15 protein-coding genes and 3 pseudogenes are annotated in these 15666 nt (G+C 42.1%); 14 read left to right on the top strand and 4 right to left on the bottom strand.

Annotated features, from left to right (window positions below; translation table 11 throughout):
• Positions 1-17 precede the first annotated feature (17 nt).
• The 4 genes from JCM21738_RS02510 to JCM21738_RS02495 are packed head-to-tail and all read right to left on the bottom strand — an operon-like array spanning position 18 to position 1799.
• Entirely contained in the window at positions 18-377 is a 360-nt protein-coding gene (locus tag JCM21738_RS02510) for a hypothetical protein (protein WP_035208827.1), read from the bottom strand.
• The gene (locus tag JCM21738_RS02505) at positions 374-937 is read right to left on the bottom strand and encodes a hypothetical protein (protein WP_035208825.1); all 564 of its coding nucleotides are present in this window, start codon (positions 935-937) and stop codon (positions 374-376) included. Before JCM21738_RS02505 ends, JCM21738_RS02510 begins: the two co-directional genes overlap by 4 nt.
• A gap of 12 nt (positions 938-949) precedes the next feature.
• Positions 950-1381, bottom strand: coding sequence for a type II secretion system protein (locus JCM21738_RS02500; RefSeq protein ID WP_023627124.1), 432 nt, complete (start codon positions 1379-1381; stop codon positions 950-952).
• A 4-nt stretch (positions 1382-1385) separates the two neighbouring features.
• The gene (locus tag JCM21738_RS02495) at positions 1386-1799 is read right to left on the bottom strand and encodes a PulJ/GspJ family protein (RefSeq protein WP_035208822.1); all 414 of its coding nucleotides are present in this window, start codon (positions 1797-1799) and stop codon (positions 1386-1388) included.
• A gap of 146 nt (positions 1800-1945) precedes the next feature.
• On the opposite strand from JCM21738_RS02495, the gene JCM21738_RS02490 reads away from it, so the two are divergent.
• The 14 genes and pseudogenes from JCM21738_RS02490 (at position 1946) to JCM21738_RS02425 (ending at position 15647) form a co-directional block, all read left to right on the top strand.
• Entirely contained in the window at positions 1946-2479 is a 534-nt protein-coding gene (locus JCM21738_RS02490) for a hypothetical protein (RefSeq protein ID WP_023627126.1), read from the top strand.
• Between the two features lie 43 nt (positions 2480-2522).
• Complete coding sequence (locus JCM21738_RS02485) at positions 2523-3848, top strand: G5 domain-containing protein (RefSeq protein ID WP_023627127.1); 1326 nt, start codon at positions 2523-2525, stop codon at positions 3846-3848.
• A gap of 21 nt (positions 3849-3869) precedes the next feature.
• Positions 3870-5533, top strand: a pseudogene (locus JCM21738_RS02480) (GspE/PulE family protein).
• Positions 5534-5546: 13 nt separating this feature from the next.
• Positions 5547-6585, top strand: a pseudogene (locus JCM21738_RS02475) (type IV pilus twitching motility protein PilT).
• Between the two features lies 1 nt (position 6586).
• The gene (locus JCM21738_RS02470; protein ID WP_023627130.1) at positions 6587-7792 is read left to right on the top strand and encodes a type II secretion system F family protein; all 1206 of its coding nucleotides are present in this window, start codon (positions 6587-6589) and stop codon (positions 7790-7792) included.
• Positions 7793-7918: 126 nt separating this feature from the next.
• Positions 7919-8416 (top strand): competence type IV pilus major pilin ComGC, encoded by a 498-nt coding sequence (locus JCM21738_RS02465; protein WP_023627131.1) that lies wholly within the window; start codon positions 7919-7921, stop codon positions 8414-8416.
• A gap of 12 nt (positions 8417-8428) precedes the next feature.
• The gene (locus JCM21738_RS02460; RefSeq protein ID WP_023627132.1) at positions 8429-9199 is read left to right on the top strand and encodes a prepilin peptidase; all 771 of its coding nucleotides are present in this window, start codon (positions 8429-8431) and stop codon (positions 9197-9199) included.
• A 75-nt stretch (positions 9200-9274) separates the two neighbouring features.
• Complete coding sequence (gene pilM, locus JCM21738_RS02455) at positions 9275-10267, top strand: type IV pilus biogenesis protein PilM (protein ID WP_023627133.1); 993 nt, start codon at positions 9275-9277, stop codon at positions 10265-10267.
• Positions 10268-10406: 139 nt separating this feature from the next.
• The gene (locus JCM21738_RS02450; RefSeq protein WP_035208820.1) at positions 10407-10877 is read left to right on the top strand and encodes a hypothetical protein; all 471 of its coding nucleotides are present in this window, start codon (positions 10407-10409) and stop codon (positions 10875-10877) included.
• Positions 10874-11704, top strand: a complete 831-nt coding sequence (locus tag JCM21738_RS22105) for a hypothetical protein (RefSeq protein ID WP_023627135.1) — start codon at positions 10874-10876, stop codon at positions 11702-11704. Before JCM21738_RS02450 ends, JCM21738_RS22105 begins: the two co-directional genes overlap by 4 nt.
• Positions 11705-11819: 115 nt before the next feature.
• Positions 11820-12935 (top strand): SPOR domain-containing protein, encoded by a 1116-nt coding sequence (locus tag JCM21738_RS02440; RefSeq protein ID WP_023627136.1) that lies wholly within the window; start codon positions 11820-11822, stop codon positions 12933-12935.
• A gap of 200 nt (positions 12936-13135) precedes the next feature.
• Entirely contained in the window at positions 13136-13708 is a 573-nt protein-coding gene (locus JCM21738_RS02435; protein WP_031308345.1) for a Maf family protein, read from the top strand.
• A gap of 65 nt (positions 13709-13773) precedes the next feature.
• The gene (radC, locus tag JCM21738_RS02430) at positions 13774-14463 is read left to right on the top strand and encodes a RadC family protein (protein WP_023627138.1); all 690 of its coding nucleotides are present in this window, start codon (positions 13774-13776) and stop codon (positions 14461-14463) included.
• Positions 14464-14623: 160 nt separating this feature from the next.
• A pseudogene (locus JCM21738_RS02425) lies at positions 14624-15647 on the top strand (rod shape-determining protein).
• Positions 15648-15666: the final 19 nt, after the last annotated feature.

The raw sequence follows: 15666 nt of genomic DNA, 5'->3' as shown, positions 1-15666 counted from the left end.
CTAACCAAGGTTAGCCTTTAGTATTTGACTGTGATACCTTTGTCTGGATCGATTGCCCATTTATTATTTTTAGAAGGTGGGCATGCTTCAGTTCTTCCTGCAGGGAAGTTTTCATAGACCTCAAGTTTGCCTTCCTGATTAACCAGGTAAGGTGTGCCTGTAATGCAAAAGGAATATGGTTTTTCTTTCTCCGATAATTCCACTTTAAAAATCGCATCCCCACGGATCTCAATCCGCGCACTGCCGTGAAGTGTCAGTTTGTCATTGAAAAATGCACTTCCGTAAACAATAAATGGTTTATTGTTCCCGCCGTTCCATGTGATTTCCTCTGTAAAATAAGTGGATGTACCGTATGTCCGAGCTTTATTCAATGTCAAGGGAGTAGAGATGATTTTACCAAATTCTTCTGGCAGCGGCGCTTTACCACCTGCGAGAATTGACTTTGGTGCTGTTTCTGAATTGCAATACTGCCTGTAAGGGTTTTCGGTTCGTTTTCAGTAATTCCAGTGCTTGTGAAGGAGACGTTCAGACCTTCTGACTCAGTTTTTATTGAAATTAAATCGATTTGGTAAGTGTTGCTTTCTTTTACGTTTTCAGAAATTTTATTAACGCTGTACACCTTTGAAACTATGGTGGATTTTAATAACTGGTCGAAATCAGGGATTGGAGGTGCATGGTTTTTATTCTTGGCTTCTTCTTCGGCCTTTTGGATGGCATCTTTAGTTTCTGAAAGGGCATCTTTGACGAAGTTATTCAAGAGCGCCTCATAATGAGCGACTCCCATCTCAGCAAGATCGGTGGCTCGGTTGATCTCGTCTGTCTTGTTGAACTGCTTCCTGGCAGAAAGGGCCATTCCGCTTAATGATATGGCGAAGGTGAAGGTGATTGTGATAATCAGCAAAACCAGGACAAGTGCATAGCCTTTTTCATTTTTCATCACGATCCCCTCCTAATATCTTTTGATCATTGTTTCGATTTCATAGGTTTGCCCGGTATTATCCCTGAGTATGAGTTGAATCGATAAAGGACTATTCGAATAGATTACTTTTTTTCCAGTGAAAGGTTCTGGTTCGGGTGAACCTGCTATGATTTGTAGTGTATATCTGCTATCACCGAGGATTTGTTCGCTCGTATTTACCCCGATTTGAGCAGATTGCTCCGCCGTATTGTAGTCGATGATATACTCATCGTATTTTAAATGATACTGCTTGATAGTTGCGATGATCAGGTTCGCTGTCTGATCCATATTATTTTTAGCCGAGATTTGATTATAGTTTTTATTGAAGCCAAAGAATACTCCATATATGAGAGCAGAAGCGATCATTAGAATCGAAAGTGCAGCAAGCAGTTCATATAATGTAAACCCACGTTGGTCTTTCAAGATATCACCTTCTTATGTATGTAAAAGTCCTTGAACTACTATCTGGGTTGCTTCGGTCTTCCACAGACACTTCCACGCGAATTAATCCTACTTCCCCATTATTGAAACTAACCAAAATCTTCTGTGTGTTATCAAATGAACGGTCTAACAGTCCAGCCAATTTATCCTCATTTAGGGTGCATGGTAAACTTGGACATTCAGTGCTGGTGCTCAGTATATCCCTTGTAAGCTCCAATTCTATTATATTGACAATTTGCTGTGCTGTCTGGGTTGTACTGATTTTGTCTTCATTTTTTTCACAAACATTGCTGATTGTGTAAAAACCGGCAAAGGAAGTAAGAACTATTACAAGCAGTACAATTGACAGCAAGACTTCCAGCAAAGTGATTCCTTTTTGGTCATCCAACTTTTTGCCCAAGTCATTGCTCCCCTGTCTATTAAATCTATTAATTTTATTATACAATAGAAGAGAGTGAAATTTGTCGTATTAACGGATAATAGTTTGATATATTGCTGATTTATGTATAAAAAAGTTACCAATACAACGAAGCATGGAGTGAGACAATGATAAGCCTTTTACTTCTATTTCTATCGACAGTTTTAAGCGCTTCACTCATTTTTGCCATTCCATTTGGCCTGGAAAAAAGGCAGAAAAAGTTAATTGCTGTCACCGCTCCTGCAGTTGGTTCTTTGGGATTGGCTTTTAGTTTGATTGTCCCTCACTGGCAGTCACTACTGGTTATGGTATTGATGGCTGTTTTGGCAGGATGCGTAATAATCAGCAGGACAACAGCAACTCTTGAATCTGATGGGGCAATATCAAGAGTGATGGATACAGGGGATTTATCGGAATTTGACATTTATCATGATCTTCCAAAATCGATTGATGAACATGAAAACATTGATTCTGCTTTGAAAGAGATATCTTTATCAAATGCTGTTTCCTCAAAGGAGGAAGACATACGAATTGCAGAGGATATCTCATTTTTAGAACCAAGAAACAATCAAGAATTCGAATTGAGTGAATTAGAGATAATCCCTGTGCTGAACCTTGAAGCTTTAAAAGAAGAAGTTGACGATGCAGCCTACGAAACCTAGCCTTCTTAGTACAAGACAAACTTTTTTTCAGAGGGGAATATATGTGAAGAAACGCCAAATATTAAAAATCTTGATGATTGTCATTGTTTTTTCATTTTTTACATACAGTTTCACTTATTTTGGCGCTACAGCCTTGAGTACCCAAAAAGATGTGGAACCTATATTTTCTGATCATACTTTCATCGGGACGATTGATGTATCAAACAAAACAAAAGAAGAAGCGGAAGCTTTGTTGGAAGCACGTTGGAACGAATGGTCTTCCAATGCTGCAGTGGCATTGATACATAAAGAGCAGGCTTACTCGGTTAGCCCGGAAAGTTTGACTTTATTAACAGACAAGACAGTTAGCTCTGCAAGTGACGGACAGCAGAATGAACTATCTGTTGAAATGAAATCATTGACTGGGATTTTGCCTGACACAATCAGTAACCGTTTGAACGTGGAAGGGCTGGAAAACGGTCTAACTGAAGCTATTCAAGGTTTCAATGAGAATATTGTCATCGAGTTGGGCAGGTATCTTCCTCAAGAAGAACCAATCGAAGTTTCATCTGTATCTATAAAATTAAGTGAAAATAATGAAGAGTTTTTGAGTTTTATAAAATCCTTCCCGACTATCGATCTTGAAGCTGAATCACAGTTTTCGCTGGAATCCTTCGTAAAGGAAAATGAATTACCCGAGCTATCGGACCATACTTACAGCCAAATAGCAACTGCAATCTATCAAGCCATCCTGCCCACGAACTTTCTTATATCGGAAAGGCATATAAGCAGGGAGCTTTCAGAGAATATTGAACCGGGTTCAGAAGCAAAGGTTCAATTTAATAAGAGAATGGATTTTAGAGTTTATAACCCTAATGCTTCGACATATACAATTGACTTCAACTGGAATAGCCCATACCTGGAAGTTACGGTTAAAGGAGAGCCCTTCTTATATAAATACAGTATTCATACTTTGGACAAGCAGGAATTCAAACCGAGGACGATTAAGCAATTCTCTCCACTATTAAAGGCTGGACAAAAGTCTGTAATAGTGGAAGGAAGTCCTGGTGTGATAGTGAAGGTCGTTCGTGAAACTCATACTGAAGAGGGAGAATTAGTGAAAACAGAGGTATTGTCAGAAGATTTTTATCCTCCCGTTCATCGTATAGAAGTCCACCCATTAGAAGCAGCTCCCACTGTACCTGAATCAGGCACTGCTGCCGGGGAGGATACTGCAGTATTACCAGGAGCTGGAGATTTGAACGCACAGCCAGACCAGTCCACAGGAGAAACTTCACCTGGACAAGATGAAGGCGAAGATGCAACTGATAAAGAAGCTGACATGGAAGAGGACGGTCTATTTGGCAAACCGAATGAAGAACCAAAGTAAGCCAATTCAGGAGTGAGGAATATGAAACAAATGAGAAGACGGCTTGGCGACCTGTTAGTCGAAACAGGTCTGCTATCAGAAGATCAACTGCAAGCCACATTAGCTGAGAAAGCTGCCGGCCAAAAGCTTGGAGATGCACTCCTGCAAAGAGGGCTTATAACAGAGCAGCAGCTGATTGAAGTTCTCGAGTTCCAGCTGGGAATCCCGCATATCAGTTTGTATCGCTATCCATTTGATACGAAGCTTTTTACACTTATCCCAAAAGAAACGGCTAAACGTAATTTAGTTATTCCGCTGAAAAAAGAAGGAGAAAAGCTATTTGTTGCAATGGCGGATCCGATGGATTTTTTCACGGTGGATGATCTCAGGTTGTCGACAGGCTTTCATATTGAAACTGCGATAGCGACCAAGGACGATATCATTCGAGCGATTAATAAATACTACGATAATAATGATGGACTTGATGATTTAATTGGCATCAGCACCCCAGTAATGGAAACTGTGCAGGAAGAGAGTTTGAAAGAGGCGGATTCTCCGGTCATCAGACTGGTCAATCAATTGCTATCCAATGCTTCTGCCAACAAGGCGAGTGATATTCATATCGACCCACAGGAAACGAAGGTAGTTATCCGCTACCGTATTGACGGAATCTTAAGAGTGGAACGGGTTCTGCCGAAGCACATGCAAAATGTGCTGACCGCCCGGATCAAGATTATGGCGAATCTTGATATTACGGAGAACAGAACTCCTCAGGATGGAAGAATCAAGCCAATCTTGATTTTCATCCTATTGACCTTCGTGTTTCTACTCTGCCAACCGTTTTTGGCGAGAAGGTCGTCATGCGTATACTTGATATGGGCAGCACATTGAATGACATCGAAAAGCTAGGCTTCAATCAGCACAATTTCACACGATTTACGAACATGATTTCAAAACCTAATGGGATTGTTTTAATTACTGGTCCTACCGGTTCCGGGAAATCTTCTACCCTTTATGCCGCGTTGAACAAGCTGAATAGTGAAGAGGTTAACATCATTACGATTGAGGATCCGGTAGAATACCAGATTGAGGGGATTAATCAAATCCAGGTGAATCCGAATGTTGGCATGACATTCGCGGCAGGATTGAGATCAATCCTCCGACAGGATCCGAACATCATAATGGTTGGGGAAATAAGGGATAAAGAGACAGTGGAAGTGGCAGTGAGAGCTTCTTTGACCGGACACCTGGTACTCAGCACGATGCACACAAATGACGCACTGAGCTCTGTAACAAGAATGCTTGACATGGGTGTTGAACCTTTCCTTGTCGCATCTTCGTTAAGCGGAGTTGTCGCCCAAAGGCTCGTCAGAAGGGTATGCAGGGACTGCGCAGAGGCTCATGAGCCTACAAAACGCGAAATGGGTATTTTTTTAAAAAGAGGAATTTCGATTGAGACTGTATGGAAGGGAAGAGGCTGTTCTTCGTGCAATATGACAGGATATCGCGGCCGGCTGGCCATCCATGAGGTGCTTGCGGTGGACAATGAACTTCGCAGAGCGATTATGAATGAAGAGCCTGTTATGGTATTAAGGGAAATTGCTGTCAGAAATAAGACGATTTTCCTGATTGACGACGGACTGCTGAAGATTAAACAGGGACTCACCACTACTGAGGAAGTTTTAAGGGTAGCCATAACAGAATAAGCGGGGAGTTAGCATGAAAGAAAAAATAGAACTTTTGCTGAGGTCAGGCTTTGAACTTAAGGCTTCAGATATTCACGTAACTGTTGGTATTCCCCCAGTAATGAGAATCAATGGGGACTTAAGAAGATTTGGGACAGATACGATTACACCGGATGAAATAGAAGAAATGGCAAAAGCCATCGTGCCCGAAAATTCATGGGGTCTGTTCAAGTCGAAAGGTGAGTTGGATTTTTCATATGGAATTGCAGGTATCTCCAGGTTCAGGGTGAACGCCTACCATCAAAGGGGCTGCGTTTCCCTTGCAGTCAGGATCGTTCCTACACGAATCCCGACATTAGAGGAGCTTGAGCTTCCTGAAATCCTTAAAAGAATTGCCGAGAAACCACAGGGACTGGTGCTCGTGACAGGACCGACAGGAAGCGGGAAGTCTACGACGCTGGCGTCATTGATCCAGTATATGAACACGACAATGCGGAAGCATATTGTCACCTTAGAGGACCCGATTGAATATTTGCATAAGCATGGAAACAGCATTATTGACCAGCGTGAAATTGGTCTCGACACGAATAATTTCTCTAATGGATTACGAGCGGCCCTTCGACAGGATCCCGATGTCATCCTGGTCGGGGAAATGCGTGACTTGATACGATACAGACAGCGATTACTGCTGCTGAAACAGGGCATCTGGTACTGGGTACACTCCATACATCAAGCGCCCCGCTACAATCAATAGAATAATAGATGTGTTTCCGCCGGGGCAGCAGGCACAGATTCGAATTCAGCTTGCATCTGTCCTTGTTTCAGTCATTTCCCAGAGGTTGTTTCCTACTGTCGATAAAAAAGGGCGCAGAAGCGCAACGGAGATTTTGATTAATAATGCAGCCGTGGCGAATTTAATCAGGAATGAAAAAATCCATCAAATTATCAGTATCATGCAGACTTCAAGAATTCATGGCATGCATACACTCGAGATGGACATCAAGGAGCTTGTCCAGAGAGGAATCATCTCCAAGGAAACCGCTGAACCATACTTGTCGGAGAAGATGATTTGATATGGCACGATTTAAATATTCCGGACGCGACCGGACAAAAAAACGCTCAGGCACGATCACGGCCGGTTCCAAACGTGAAGCACTTGAAAAGCTTCGTGAGGAAGGAATCAGGACAACGGAGATCATCGAAGTGCCTGAAACTTGGCTTACAAAAGATATTACCATCGGAAATCCTGTTAAGCTGCAGCATTTAGTCATCTATCTTCGCCAGTTTGCTACTTTGTTAAAAGCGGGAGTTTCGGTGGTGGAATCCAAAAAAATTTTAGCGAAGCAAACGGATAGTAAATCATTGAAGAAGGCACTAATGGACATTGAAGCAGACTTGCGAGAAGGGGTCCAGCTGTCAGAAGCAACAGCCAAGCACAGTAAGATCTTTTCATCCATGTATATTAATATGGTGAAGGCAGGAGAAGCAGGCGGAAATATGGATGAGACGCTGGAGCGCCTCGCTGACCATTATGAAAAGCAGCATAATACCCGGCAGAAGGTCATCGCCGCAGTCAGTTATCCAGCCGTCATCGCAGTACTTGCAATATTCGTTGTCATCTTTTTATTAGTTTTGATTGTACCTACATTTGTCGTCATGTTCGAGGATTTTGGCGGTGAACTGCCGGCCATCACCAAATTTGTTCTTGGAGCGAGTCAGTTCATGCAATCTTTTTGGTGGCTGATTCTACTTTTACTGCTGGGGGTTGTTGCAGGTCTATCGGCAATGAAGAAAAATAAACAGACAAAATATTATCTGGATTTCGCTATTCTTCGAATGCCGATTTTCGGAAAAATGATGCAAAAAGCAGTCCTTGCCCGAATGACAAGAACGCTAAGCTCACTCTTTTCCAGTTCTGTCCCAATCTTACAGGCGTTGTCGATTGTTGAAAATGTTGTAGAAAATGAAGTGGTCGGTAGAGTCGTCAGGGAATCTCGTGATGCTCTCGAGATTGGACAATCAATGACAGGACCAATGAAGAAACACTGGGCTTTCCCTCCGCTAGTCACACAGATGATTGCAATCGGTGAAGAAACAGGGTCATTGGACGCAATGCTTGGAAAAGTAGCCGACTTCTACGAAAAAGAAGTTGAGACCAGTACAGACCAACTAAAATCATTGATTGAACCAATCATGATCGTCATACTCGCCGGACTTGTCGGAACCATCGTTACCTCCATCATGATTCCAATGTTCGACATATTCAATCACGTAAATTGATTTTGACCAAAAAGAGACAATTCTCTACACATTCTTTATATGAAATTTATAACCTATCATTTATAATATGACTAGATATATATTCCAATAGTCATAGGTGAATTTAACTAAAAGGAGAAGATTATTATGTTGAAAGCAATCAAGAAAAAAATGAAAGATCAAAGAGGTTTGACGCTAGTTGAACTTTTGGCTGTAGTTGTTATTTTGGGGATTATTAGTGCGATTGCTGTGCCGAGTATTGGTGGATTAATTGATAACTCAAAGAAAGATGCACATGTTGCTAATGCCCAACAGATGGTGAATGCTGCGAAATTGGCTGTTACAGCTGATCAAAGTTTACTAGAAGAAGGCGATAAATACTTAACGCTTAATTACCTTATAACTGAGAGATATTTAGATGAGATTAAAAATCCAGACAAAGGTGACTATAAAAAAGGAAATGCGAAGGATATATTGAAAAACCAGCCAGCAGATGTCTCTTATGTAATTGTAAATAAAGGAAAAGTTACATCAGTAAAACTGATTAACTCTAAAAGAGGTGTACACAATTCTAGTAATCCAGTAGCTATTTCAGATCTTAACAGAAGCTCTGTTAATGACATTGCAGCTGAAACTGAATATTAATAAAGTTATATCATGGTTAATGAAATGTTATTTAGTGCTATTCTCTTTATCTACGGCCTCACCCTAGGCTCCTTCTACAACGTAGTAGGCCTGCGTGTCCCAGAAGGCAAATCAATCATCGCACCGCGGTCTTCATGCCCGAAGTGTGGGCACCAGCTGCAGGCAATTGAACTGATTCCGGTAATCTCATATTTAATTCAAAGGGGGAAGTGCCGCCAGTGCAAGGTCGGCATTTCGCCCGTTTATCCTTTTTTTGAGCTATTGACAGGTCTGCTGTTTGGTGCTGCCTATCTTTTGCTTGGATGGAGCGGTGAATTGGTCATCGCCCTGACTTTGATTTCATTGTTCATCATCATTACGGTTTCCGACCTTGCTTACATGATTATTCCCGATAAGGTGCTTCTTGTTTTTGCGGGTGTTTTTATTGTTGAGCGTATATTTCTTCCTCTCTCTCCCTGGTGGGACTCAGTCGCTGGAGCAGTTGCAGGATTCATGATTCTCTTATTTATTGCCCTCATCAGCAAGGGGGGGATGGGCGGCGGCGATATCAAGCTTTTTGCGTTGATTGGCTTCGCAGTTGGCTTTAAGACTATGCTTCTATCCTTCTTTTTTGCTACCTTTTATGGCGCTTTTTTCGGCATTGCTGCCATGCTGTTCGGATTTGTGAAAAGAAAGCAAGCCATTCCGTTTGGTCCGTTCATTGCCATTGGTACCCTAACAGCCTATTTCTTCGGTGAAGAAATTTTAGGATGGTATCTTCAATTTTTCATGCTTGGATTCTGACTTATATAGACAGCAAATTAAAATACAAGAATTAACATCAGTTTAAGTACAGTCATACATTAAGGAGTTTCAATTATGGCATTTTCCTTATTTTCCAGCAGTAACAAAATCGCCAATATCGTGCTCAATGACCATTCAATTCGTTTTGTGGAGTTAAAGCAGAAGAATCCAATTATAGTGAATCATTATGGAGAGAGATATTTACCGCCAGGAATCATATCAGATGGTAAAATCCTTGATTATGCCACTTTATCTAATATACTGGATGAGTGCACTGCTGAGTGGAAAATCGCCAAAAGGGAAATCCGCTTCATCGTACCAGATTCCCTTGTCATTATCAGGAAGGTAACAATTCCTGCTGATATCAACGAAGATGAAATCGAGGGATATTTATATTTGGAGCTGGGTTCAACCATCCATTTGCCTTTTGAAGACCCGGTATTCGACACAATCACGGTGGGAACTGAGAATAACAAGAAAGAGATTCTCTTATTTGCAGCACCGGAAAAATACATACTTGAGTATGAAGACTTATTTAAAAGTGTCCGGCTTAAGCCGGTTGCCGCTGATATTTCACCACTAGCAATCTATCGACTCTATCACCATTATGACATGGCTGTGAAAAACGAAGTATTGCTGACTGTCCAATTTGACCTTGATGTTGTCAGTTTGTGTATTTTTGAAGAGCAAATCCCTGTTTTTATGCGCCATATCCCTGGTGACCTTAAGGATAACTGGAAGCTAACCCGACACCGAGAGGATCATTCAAGTCCGGAACTCGTTTATGATGGTGAAGTTTCAGATATAATATTCCAGCTTGAGGAAATTTATCGGGATATAGCGAAACTGATGGATTTTTATCGATTTTCTCTGACACAGGGAGAAAAAGAGGTAACGCGAATCTTAGTAAATGGTGATCATCCGATGCAGGACCGCGCTATTGCTGATATGAAAGATCGGTTCGGTATGACTGTATCGACTATTAATATGAACGCAATGGGCTCCAACTCGGATGGATTTACAGCTGCGTTTAACCTTGCTCTCGGGCTTGGCTTGAAAGAGGTGTAATAATGCTGGTTGAAATTAATCTTTTACCAAAAAAGAACATAGAAAGTCATCACAGCTTATTATCGCCGCTATAGTCTTCCTTTTAATTGCGATAACTATTTCCGTTATATATTTTCATGGCAGAAGCTATGAAAATAAGATGGAGCTTGTCGATAAAAAAATCACGACTCTGCAAAATTTGAATAATGCCCAGCAGGAAAAACTCGCTGAAGAAAACGCTGGAAATTCAGTGATCAAACTGCAGGAAGCTGTTGAATGGATAGAGCGATACCCTGTGCAAACAGTGCCAATAATGCAGAACATCATTTCCTTGCTGCCCGAGCGCGGATTCATACAAAGCTTTGAATACAGCAACATGGATTCTATCCTTGTCACGATTCAATATGATGCTGCAAGAGACGCTGCCTTTTACTTAGGCTCCCTTAAACAATCGGAATGGGTCAGAGAAGCTGAATTGTTGAATGTTGTAGCCGCTGAGATTGAAGATGAGCCTGGATCAAGCAATGATTCTGAAGGAAAAACACTGCCGCGATATAGTGCAGCCTATAAGATTGTATTCCATCCTGATTTGTTTAAACCGGCAGCTGTTAAAGGAGGAGATGGATCATGAACCTCCGATTAGAAAAGAAACATTACTTAATCCTTCTGGCTGCAGCAATCGTGACTGCATTAATTTATATAGCTGCATTCTATCTTTATTTAGCTCCAATGAATAATAGTTTGTCGTTAAAGGAAAGCCAATTAAAAATGGAGCAGCAGCTTAATTCCACATTGGAAGAAAGGCTTGCTTCAGTCAATGAAACAGATTTCAGCAGCACAGCTGAGTTGCAAAAAAGGCTTCCTGTTGACCCGATGGTTGAGCAGATGGTCCTTGACATTGAAAAAGCAGAGGTCATTTCAAACAGCTTCGTAACGTCGATTGAATTCAATGTTAGCCAGCAGGCTGCTACTACAATACCACCGGAAACATCATCATCAGAACAGTTAGATCAAATAACCGATGAGGCTGAGAATCAGGATAATCCTTCAGATTCTGAGGCGGAAGTAATGAATTCACAATCAGAGATGCCGGACGGACTGGTGAAAACAACAGCACAAATCAAAGTTAAAGCGGATAATTACTTTAGCCTCGAGAAATTCATTTCAGCACTAGAATCTCTTAGGCGAATAGTTGTAGTAGAATCTATCTCTTTTAGCGGACCGCCAGAAATCTTCACTCTATCAGATGAAGAATTGCCGATAGAAATGGCGCTAACAATCAATGCCTTCTATTTTCCGGAGCTAGGGGAATTAAAGGAATATAATCCTAAAATCCAAACCCCTGCCCCTGCCAACAAACGCAACCCATTCCCAACGTTCGCCGATTATTCAGAGGAAAATCTTATCGAACAAAAGCAGTCAGAAGCTGATGAAACCGAGGAAGCAGCCGAAAATTAATCTAGTAAAAAAATTGACGAAAGCATTCTATAACAAGACGACAAAAGTCTTGTTATTTTTTTGCCACTATGATAGGATGGAGCAAAATAGGAACGGGCAGGGGGAGGTACAAGCATTGGACAAGCATGGAAAGACGATCACTATCAAGATTAATGGCAAGGACCGTCCGGTTCAGGCAGACAAAAAAATTAAGGGTAATGGAACCATACAGAAACCTAACCAAGAAGAAAAACCTAAATATGATAAAGAAAAAAGCAGCAGTTACCAGATCAACGAGATCCGTGGAGACCGAAGCAAGGAGTATCCGCTGGACAATGATGCAGCGTTGAAGGAGACAGCGGCCGCCCAGGAAAAAGCCGAGGAGAGCTTTGACTGGATCTTGCCTGATCCTGTCGAAGAGGAAATCATCAAAGAATACAAAATAGCTCCGAAGCAGGAAAAAAAACAGAAAAAGAAAAGCTTAGGCATTTCGGTTTGGAATACTAAGTCTAAAAAGAACAATCGTCTTTATACGACTATTATTATGAATGTCCTTTTTGCCGTTTTGCTCGGGACTGCATTTGGCGTGACATTCCTTAAATTCTTGCCATCAGAACCAGATACGGCTGCGCCAGCCATCACCACGCCAAAAGCCTGGCAGGCAGAAGAAAGTCCTGCAGGCGGAAAGGAGTCGCTTGAATTAAAATCAATTCCTGTCTTCATTATCCAGAACGGTATTTTCACAACAGAGGCTGCTGCCAAGGAAAGGGTGAACCTCCTTGCTGGCCAGGGAGTCACAGCTGAGTTATTTCCTGTAAATGGCCAGTTCGCCGTCTATTTAGGAACTGCTGGAAGCATTGAGTCTGCCAAACAACAGGCAGAAGCATTCAAGGCAAAAGGGGTGGAGGAGGTATACGCAAAATCATTCGAAATTCCAGGTGGAACGGCAGCTGGCTTAACAGCAGCTGAATCGGAATTCCTCCAGCAGACACCAGAAATCTATCCAATCCTGATGAGCGGAACAGCAGCTGCACCAGATGAAGTGAAGAAAGCAGAGGACTTCCAGTCAATGATAAGCAAGATTGAAGACAAGAGTATAAAGAATCCAACTGTCCTGAAGGCTAAGGCGAGCATGGAAAGGGCGGGTGCTGCTTTTATAAGTTACCAAAAAGGTAAGGATGCCAACCAGCTGGCTGAAATGGAGAAAAGCCTCCTGGCATTCCTGTCAGCCTATCAATCCATTGGCAAATAATCTCTGCCTCAATCATTAATTGGCAGAAGGGAGAAAGAATATTTTCCGGGAAATTGTACAAATTAACAGAGCCTTCGGCAAAATGCGCCAGGCTCTGATTTTTTTGCCAGAATAAGGACTTTGGATTGTTTGAAATGGTGAACTTTGATAGTATTAGCTTGTATCTCCCTTTGATGCAAATAGAAAAGAAAGGTGATTTTATGCAACGCCTCATTTTAGCCTCTTCTTCTCCACGGCGAAAAGAACTTCTTGAAAGCCTCCGCTTGAAATTTGAAATCTCGAGCAGTGATGCAGACGAAAGTTTCAGTGAAACCCTCAGTCCTGCTGAAGTGGTAATGGAGCTTGCTTCCAGAAAGTCGGAAACTGTGGCTCATGATTATCCAGATTGTTTCCTGATTGGATCGGATACTGTCGTGGTTCACGATGGAACAATCCTTGGGAAGCCTGAAAGCGGACAAGAAGCCTTACAGATGCTCAAAAAGCTGTCTGGGAACACCCATTCAGTCTACACAGGAGTATCGATCATCTCCCCTGAGAAGGAAACGCGTTTCTATGAAAAAACAGATGTGACGTTCTGGGATTTGTCAGATGAAGAAATCGACACCTATATAAAGAGCGGTGAACCATTCGATAAGGCAGGCGGTTACGGAATCCAGGGATTCGGCAGCATGCTTGTCAAAGAAATCAGTGGGGATTATTACACAGTTGTTGGACTGCCTGTATCCAGGTTGATCAGGGAGTTAAGAAAAATCGGTTACAACCTTCCTTATTAAAAGAAATCCACAGAAACTTCTTCTACACTTCCCTCGTCATAATCAATGACCGGGAGGAAAATCGATTGTCTACAAATTCATTAATGATCAGAGATTATCCGCAAAATGAGCGGCCGCGGGAGCGATTTGTCCAGAATGGCCCCCAAAGCCTTTCCAATCACGAATTGCTTGCCCTGTTGTTAGGTACGGGATCTAGGGAGGAATCAGTCCTCCAGCTTGCAAACCGAATGCTTGCCCAGTTTGAGGGCCTCCGCCTTCTAAAAGATGCTACACTGGAAGAGTTAACCCAAATAAAAGGAATCGGAAAAGCAAAAGCGATCCATGTCCTCGCAGCAGTTGAAATCGGCAGGCGCATCGCCAACCATACCCTAGATGAACGCTATGTAATACGCTCACCGGAAGACGGTGCGAAATATTTAATGAATGATATGCGCTTCCTGACACAGGAGCATTTTGTCTGCCTGTACCTGAATACGAAAAACCAGGTGATCCACAGACAGACGATATTTATCGGCAGTCTTAACGCTTCAATTGTCCACCCAAGAGAGGTGTACAAAGAAGCCGTGCGCCGGTCTGCAGCGTCTGTCATTTGCGTCCACAATCATCCATCAGGAGATCCTACCCCAAGCAGAGAAGATATAGAAGTGACGAAAAGACTTGCTGAGTCTGGGAAAATTGTCGGAATTGAATTGTTAGATCATTTGATCATTGGGGAAAATAAATATGTTAGTTTGAAGGAAAAAGGGTATGTATGATACTAGGATTTTGATTGATGTTGAGATATAATATAATTTATGATTTTTGCGGATAAAGTTAAAATTTTGTCAGGAAATCCGCCTATGAACATTCAACTAATTTTGTTATAGATTGCCTGTTCTTTTATTGCATTTTTTGTTAAGAAAGGGAGATACAAATATGTTTGGGATTGGAACAAGAGACCTAGGAATTGACCTTGGTACTGCTAATACACTTGTTTATGTTAAAGGAAAAGGAATTGTTTTAAGAGAGCCGTCCGTTGTGGCAATTCAGACAGATACAAAAAATATCGTTGCTGTCGGTAATGATGCGAAAAATATGATCGGCCGTACACCAGGCAATGTCGTTGCATTAAGGCCGATGAAGGATGGCGTCATTGCTGATTACGAGACAACCGCTTCAATGATGAAATACTATATTAAACAGGCAACGAAGAATAAAGGCTGGTTTACCGGCAAGCCGTATGTAATGGTATGTGTTCCCTCTGGGATAACAGGTGTTGAGGAGCGTGCGGTTATTGACGCAACCCGCCAGGCAGGCGCAAGAGATGCCTTTACGATTGAGGAACCGTTTGCAGCAGCGATTGGGGCAAACCTTCCTGTATGGGAGCCAACTGGCAGCATGGTTGTTGACATTGGCGGGGGTACGACTGAAGTCGCGATCATTTCTCTTGGCGGAATCGTTACATCTCAATCTGTCCGTATTGCTGGTGATGAGATGGATGGCGCAATCATTAATTATATTCGTAAAACTTACAATCTGATGATCGGTGAGAGAACAGCAGAAGCGATTAAAATGGAAGTTGGTTCAGCAGGTGACGCCGAGGGAATAGAAAATATGGAAATCCGCGGCCGCGACTTGCTGACAGGATTGCCTAAGACAATTGAAATCACTGCTGAAGAAATTGCCAAAGCACTGCGTGACACAGTATACGCCATTGTTGATGCTGTTAAGCTGACGCTTGAAAAAAACGCCGCCAGAACTTGCTTCTGATATCATGGACCGAGGAATTGTCCTTACAGGCGGAGGCGCATTGCTGCGTAATTTGGACAAGGTTATCAGTGAAGAAACAAAGATGCCGGTCTTGATTGCTGAAGACCCGCTTGACTGTGTTGCAATTGGTACAGGCAAGGCATTGGATCATATAGATTTATTCAAGACCAAGGCAAAAGAATCCAGGTAATAGGAAGAAGGGAAGCGGG

This window comes from Mesobacillus boroniphilus JCM 21738, from assembly GCF_000517385.1.
In the GTDB taxonomy this organism is placed as follows: domain Bacteria; phylum Bacillota; class Bacilli; order Bacillales; family Cytobacillaceae; genus Mesobacillus; species Mesobacillus boroniphilus.
The sequence above is the reverse complement of the archived record's forward strand: the minus strand, read 5'-3'. Positions and strand labels throughout refer to the sequence as shown.

Coding starts and splice junctions, on each gene's coding strand:
- pilM (WP_023627133.1), top strand. CDS start 9,275: ATGGCATTTTCCTTATTTTCCAGCAGTAACAAAATCGCCAATATCGTG.
- JCM21738_RS02490 (WP_023627126.1), top strand. CDS start 1,946: ATGATAAGCCTTTTACTTCTATTTCTATCGACAGTTTTAAGCGCTTCA.
- JCM21738_RS22105 (WP_023627135.1), top strand. CDS start 10,874: ATGAACCTCCGATTAGAAAAGAAACATTACTTAATCCTTCTGGCTGCA.
- JCM21738_RS02465 (WP_023627131.1), top strand. CDS start 7,919: ATGTTGAAAGCAATCAAGAAAAAAATGAAAGATCAAAGAGGTTTGACG.
- JCM21738_RS02470 (WP_023627130.1), top strand. CDS start 6,587: ATGGCACGATTTAAATATTCCGGACGCGACCGGACAAAAAAACGCTCA.
- JCM21738_RS02460 (WP_023627132.1), top strand. CDS start 8,429: ATGGTTAATGAAATGTTATTTAGTGCTATTCTCTTTATCTACGGCCTC.
- JCM21738_RS02505 (WP_035208825.1), bottom strand. CDS start 937: ATGAAAAATGAAAAAGGCTATGCACTTGTCCTGGTTTTGCTGATTATC.
- JCM21738_RS02450 (WP_035208820.1), top strand. CDS start 10,407: ATGGAGCTTGTCGATAAAAAAATCACGACTCTGCAAAATTTGAATAAT.
- JCM21738_RS02435 (WP_031308345.1), top strand. CDS start 13,136: ATGCAACGCCTCATTTTAGCCTCTTCTTCTCCACGGCGAAAAGAACTT.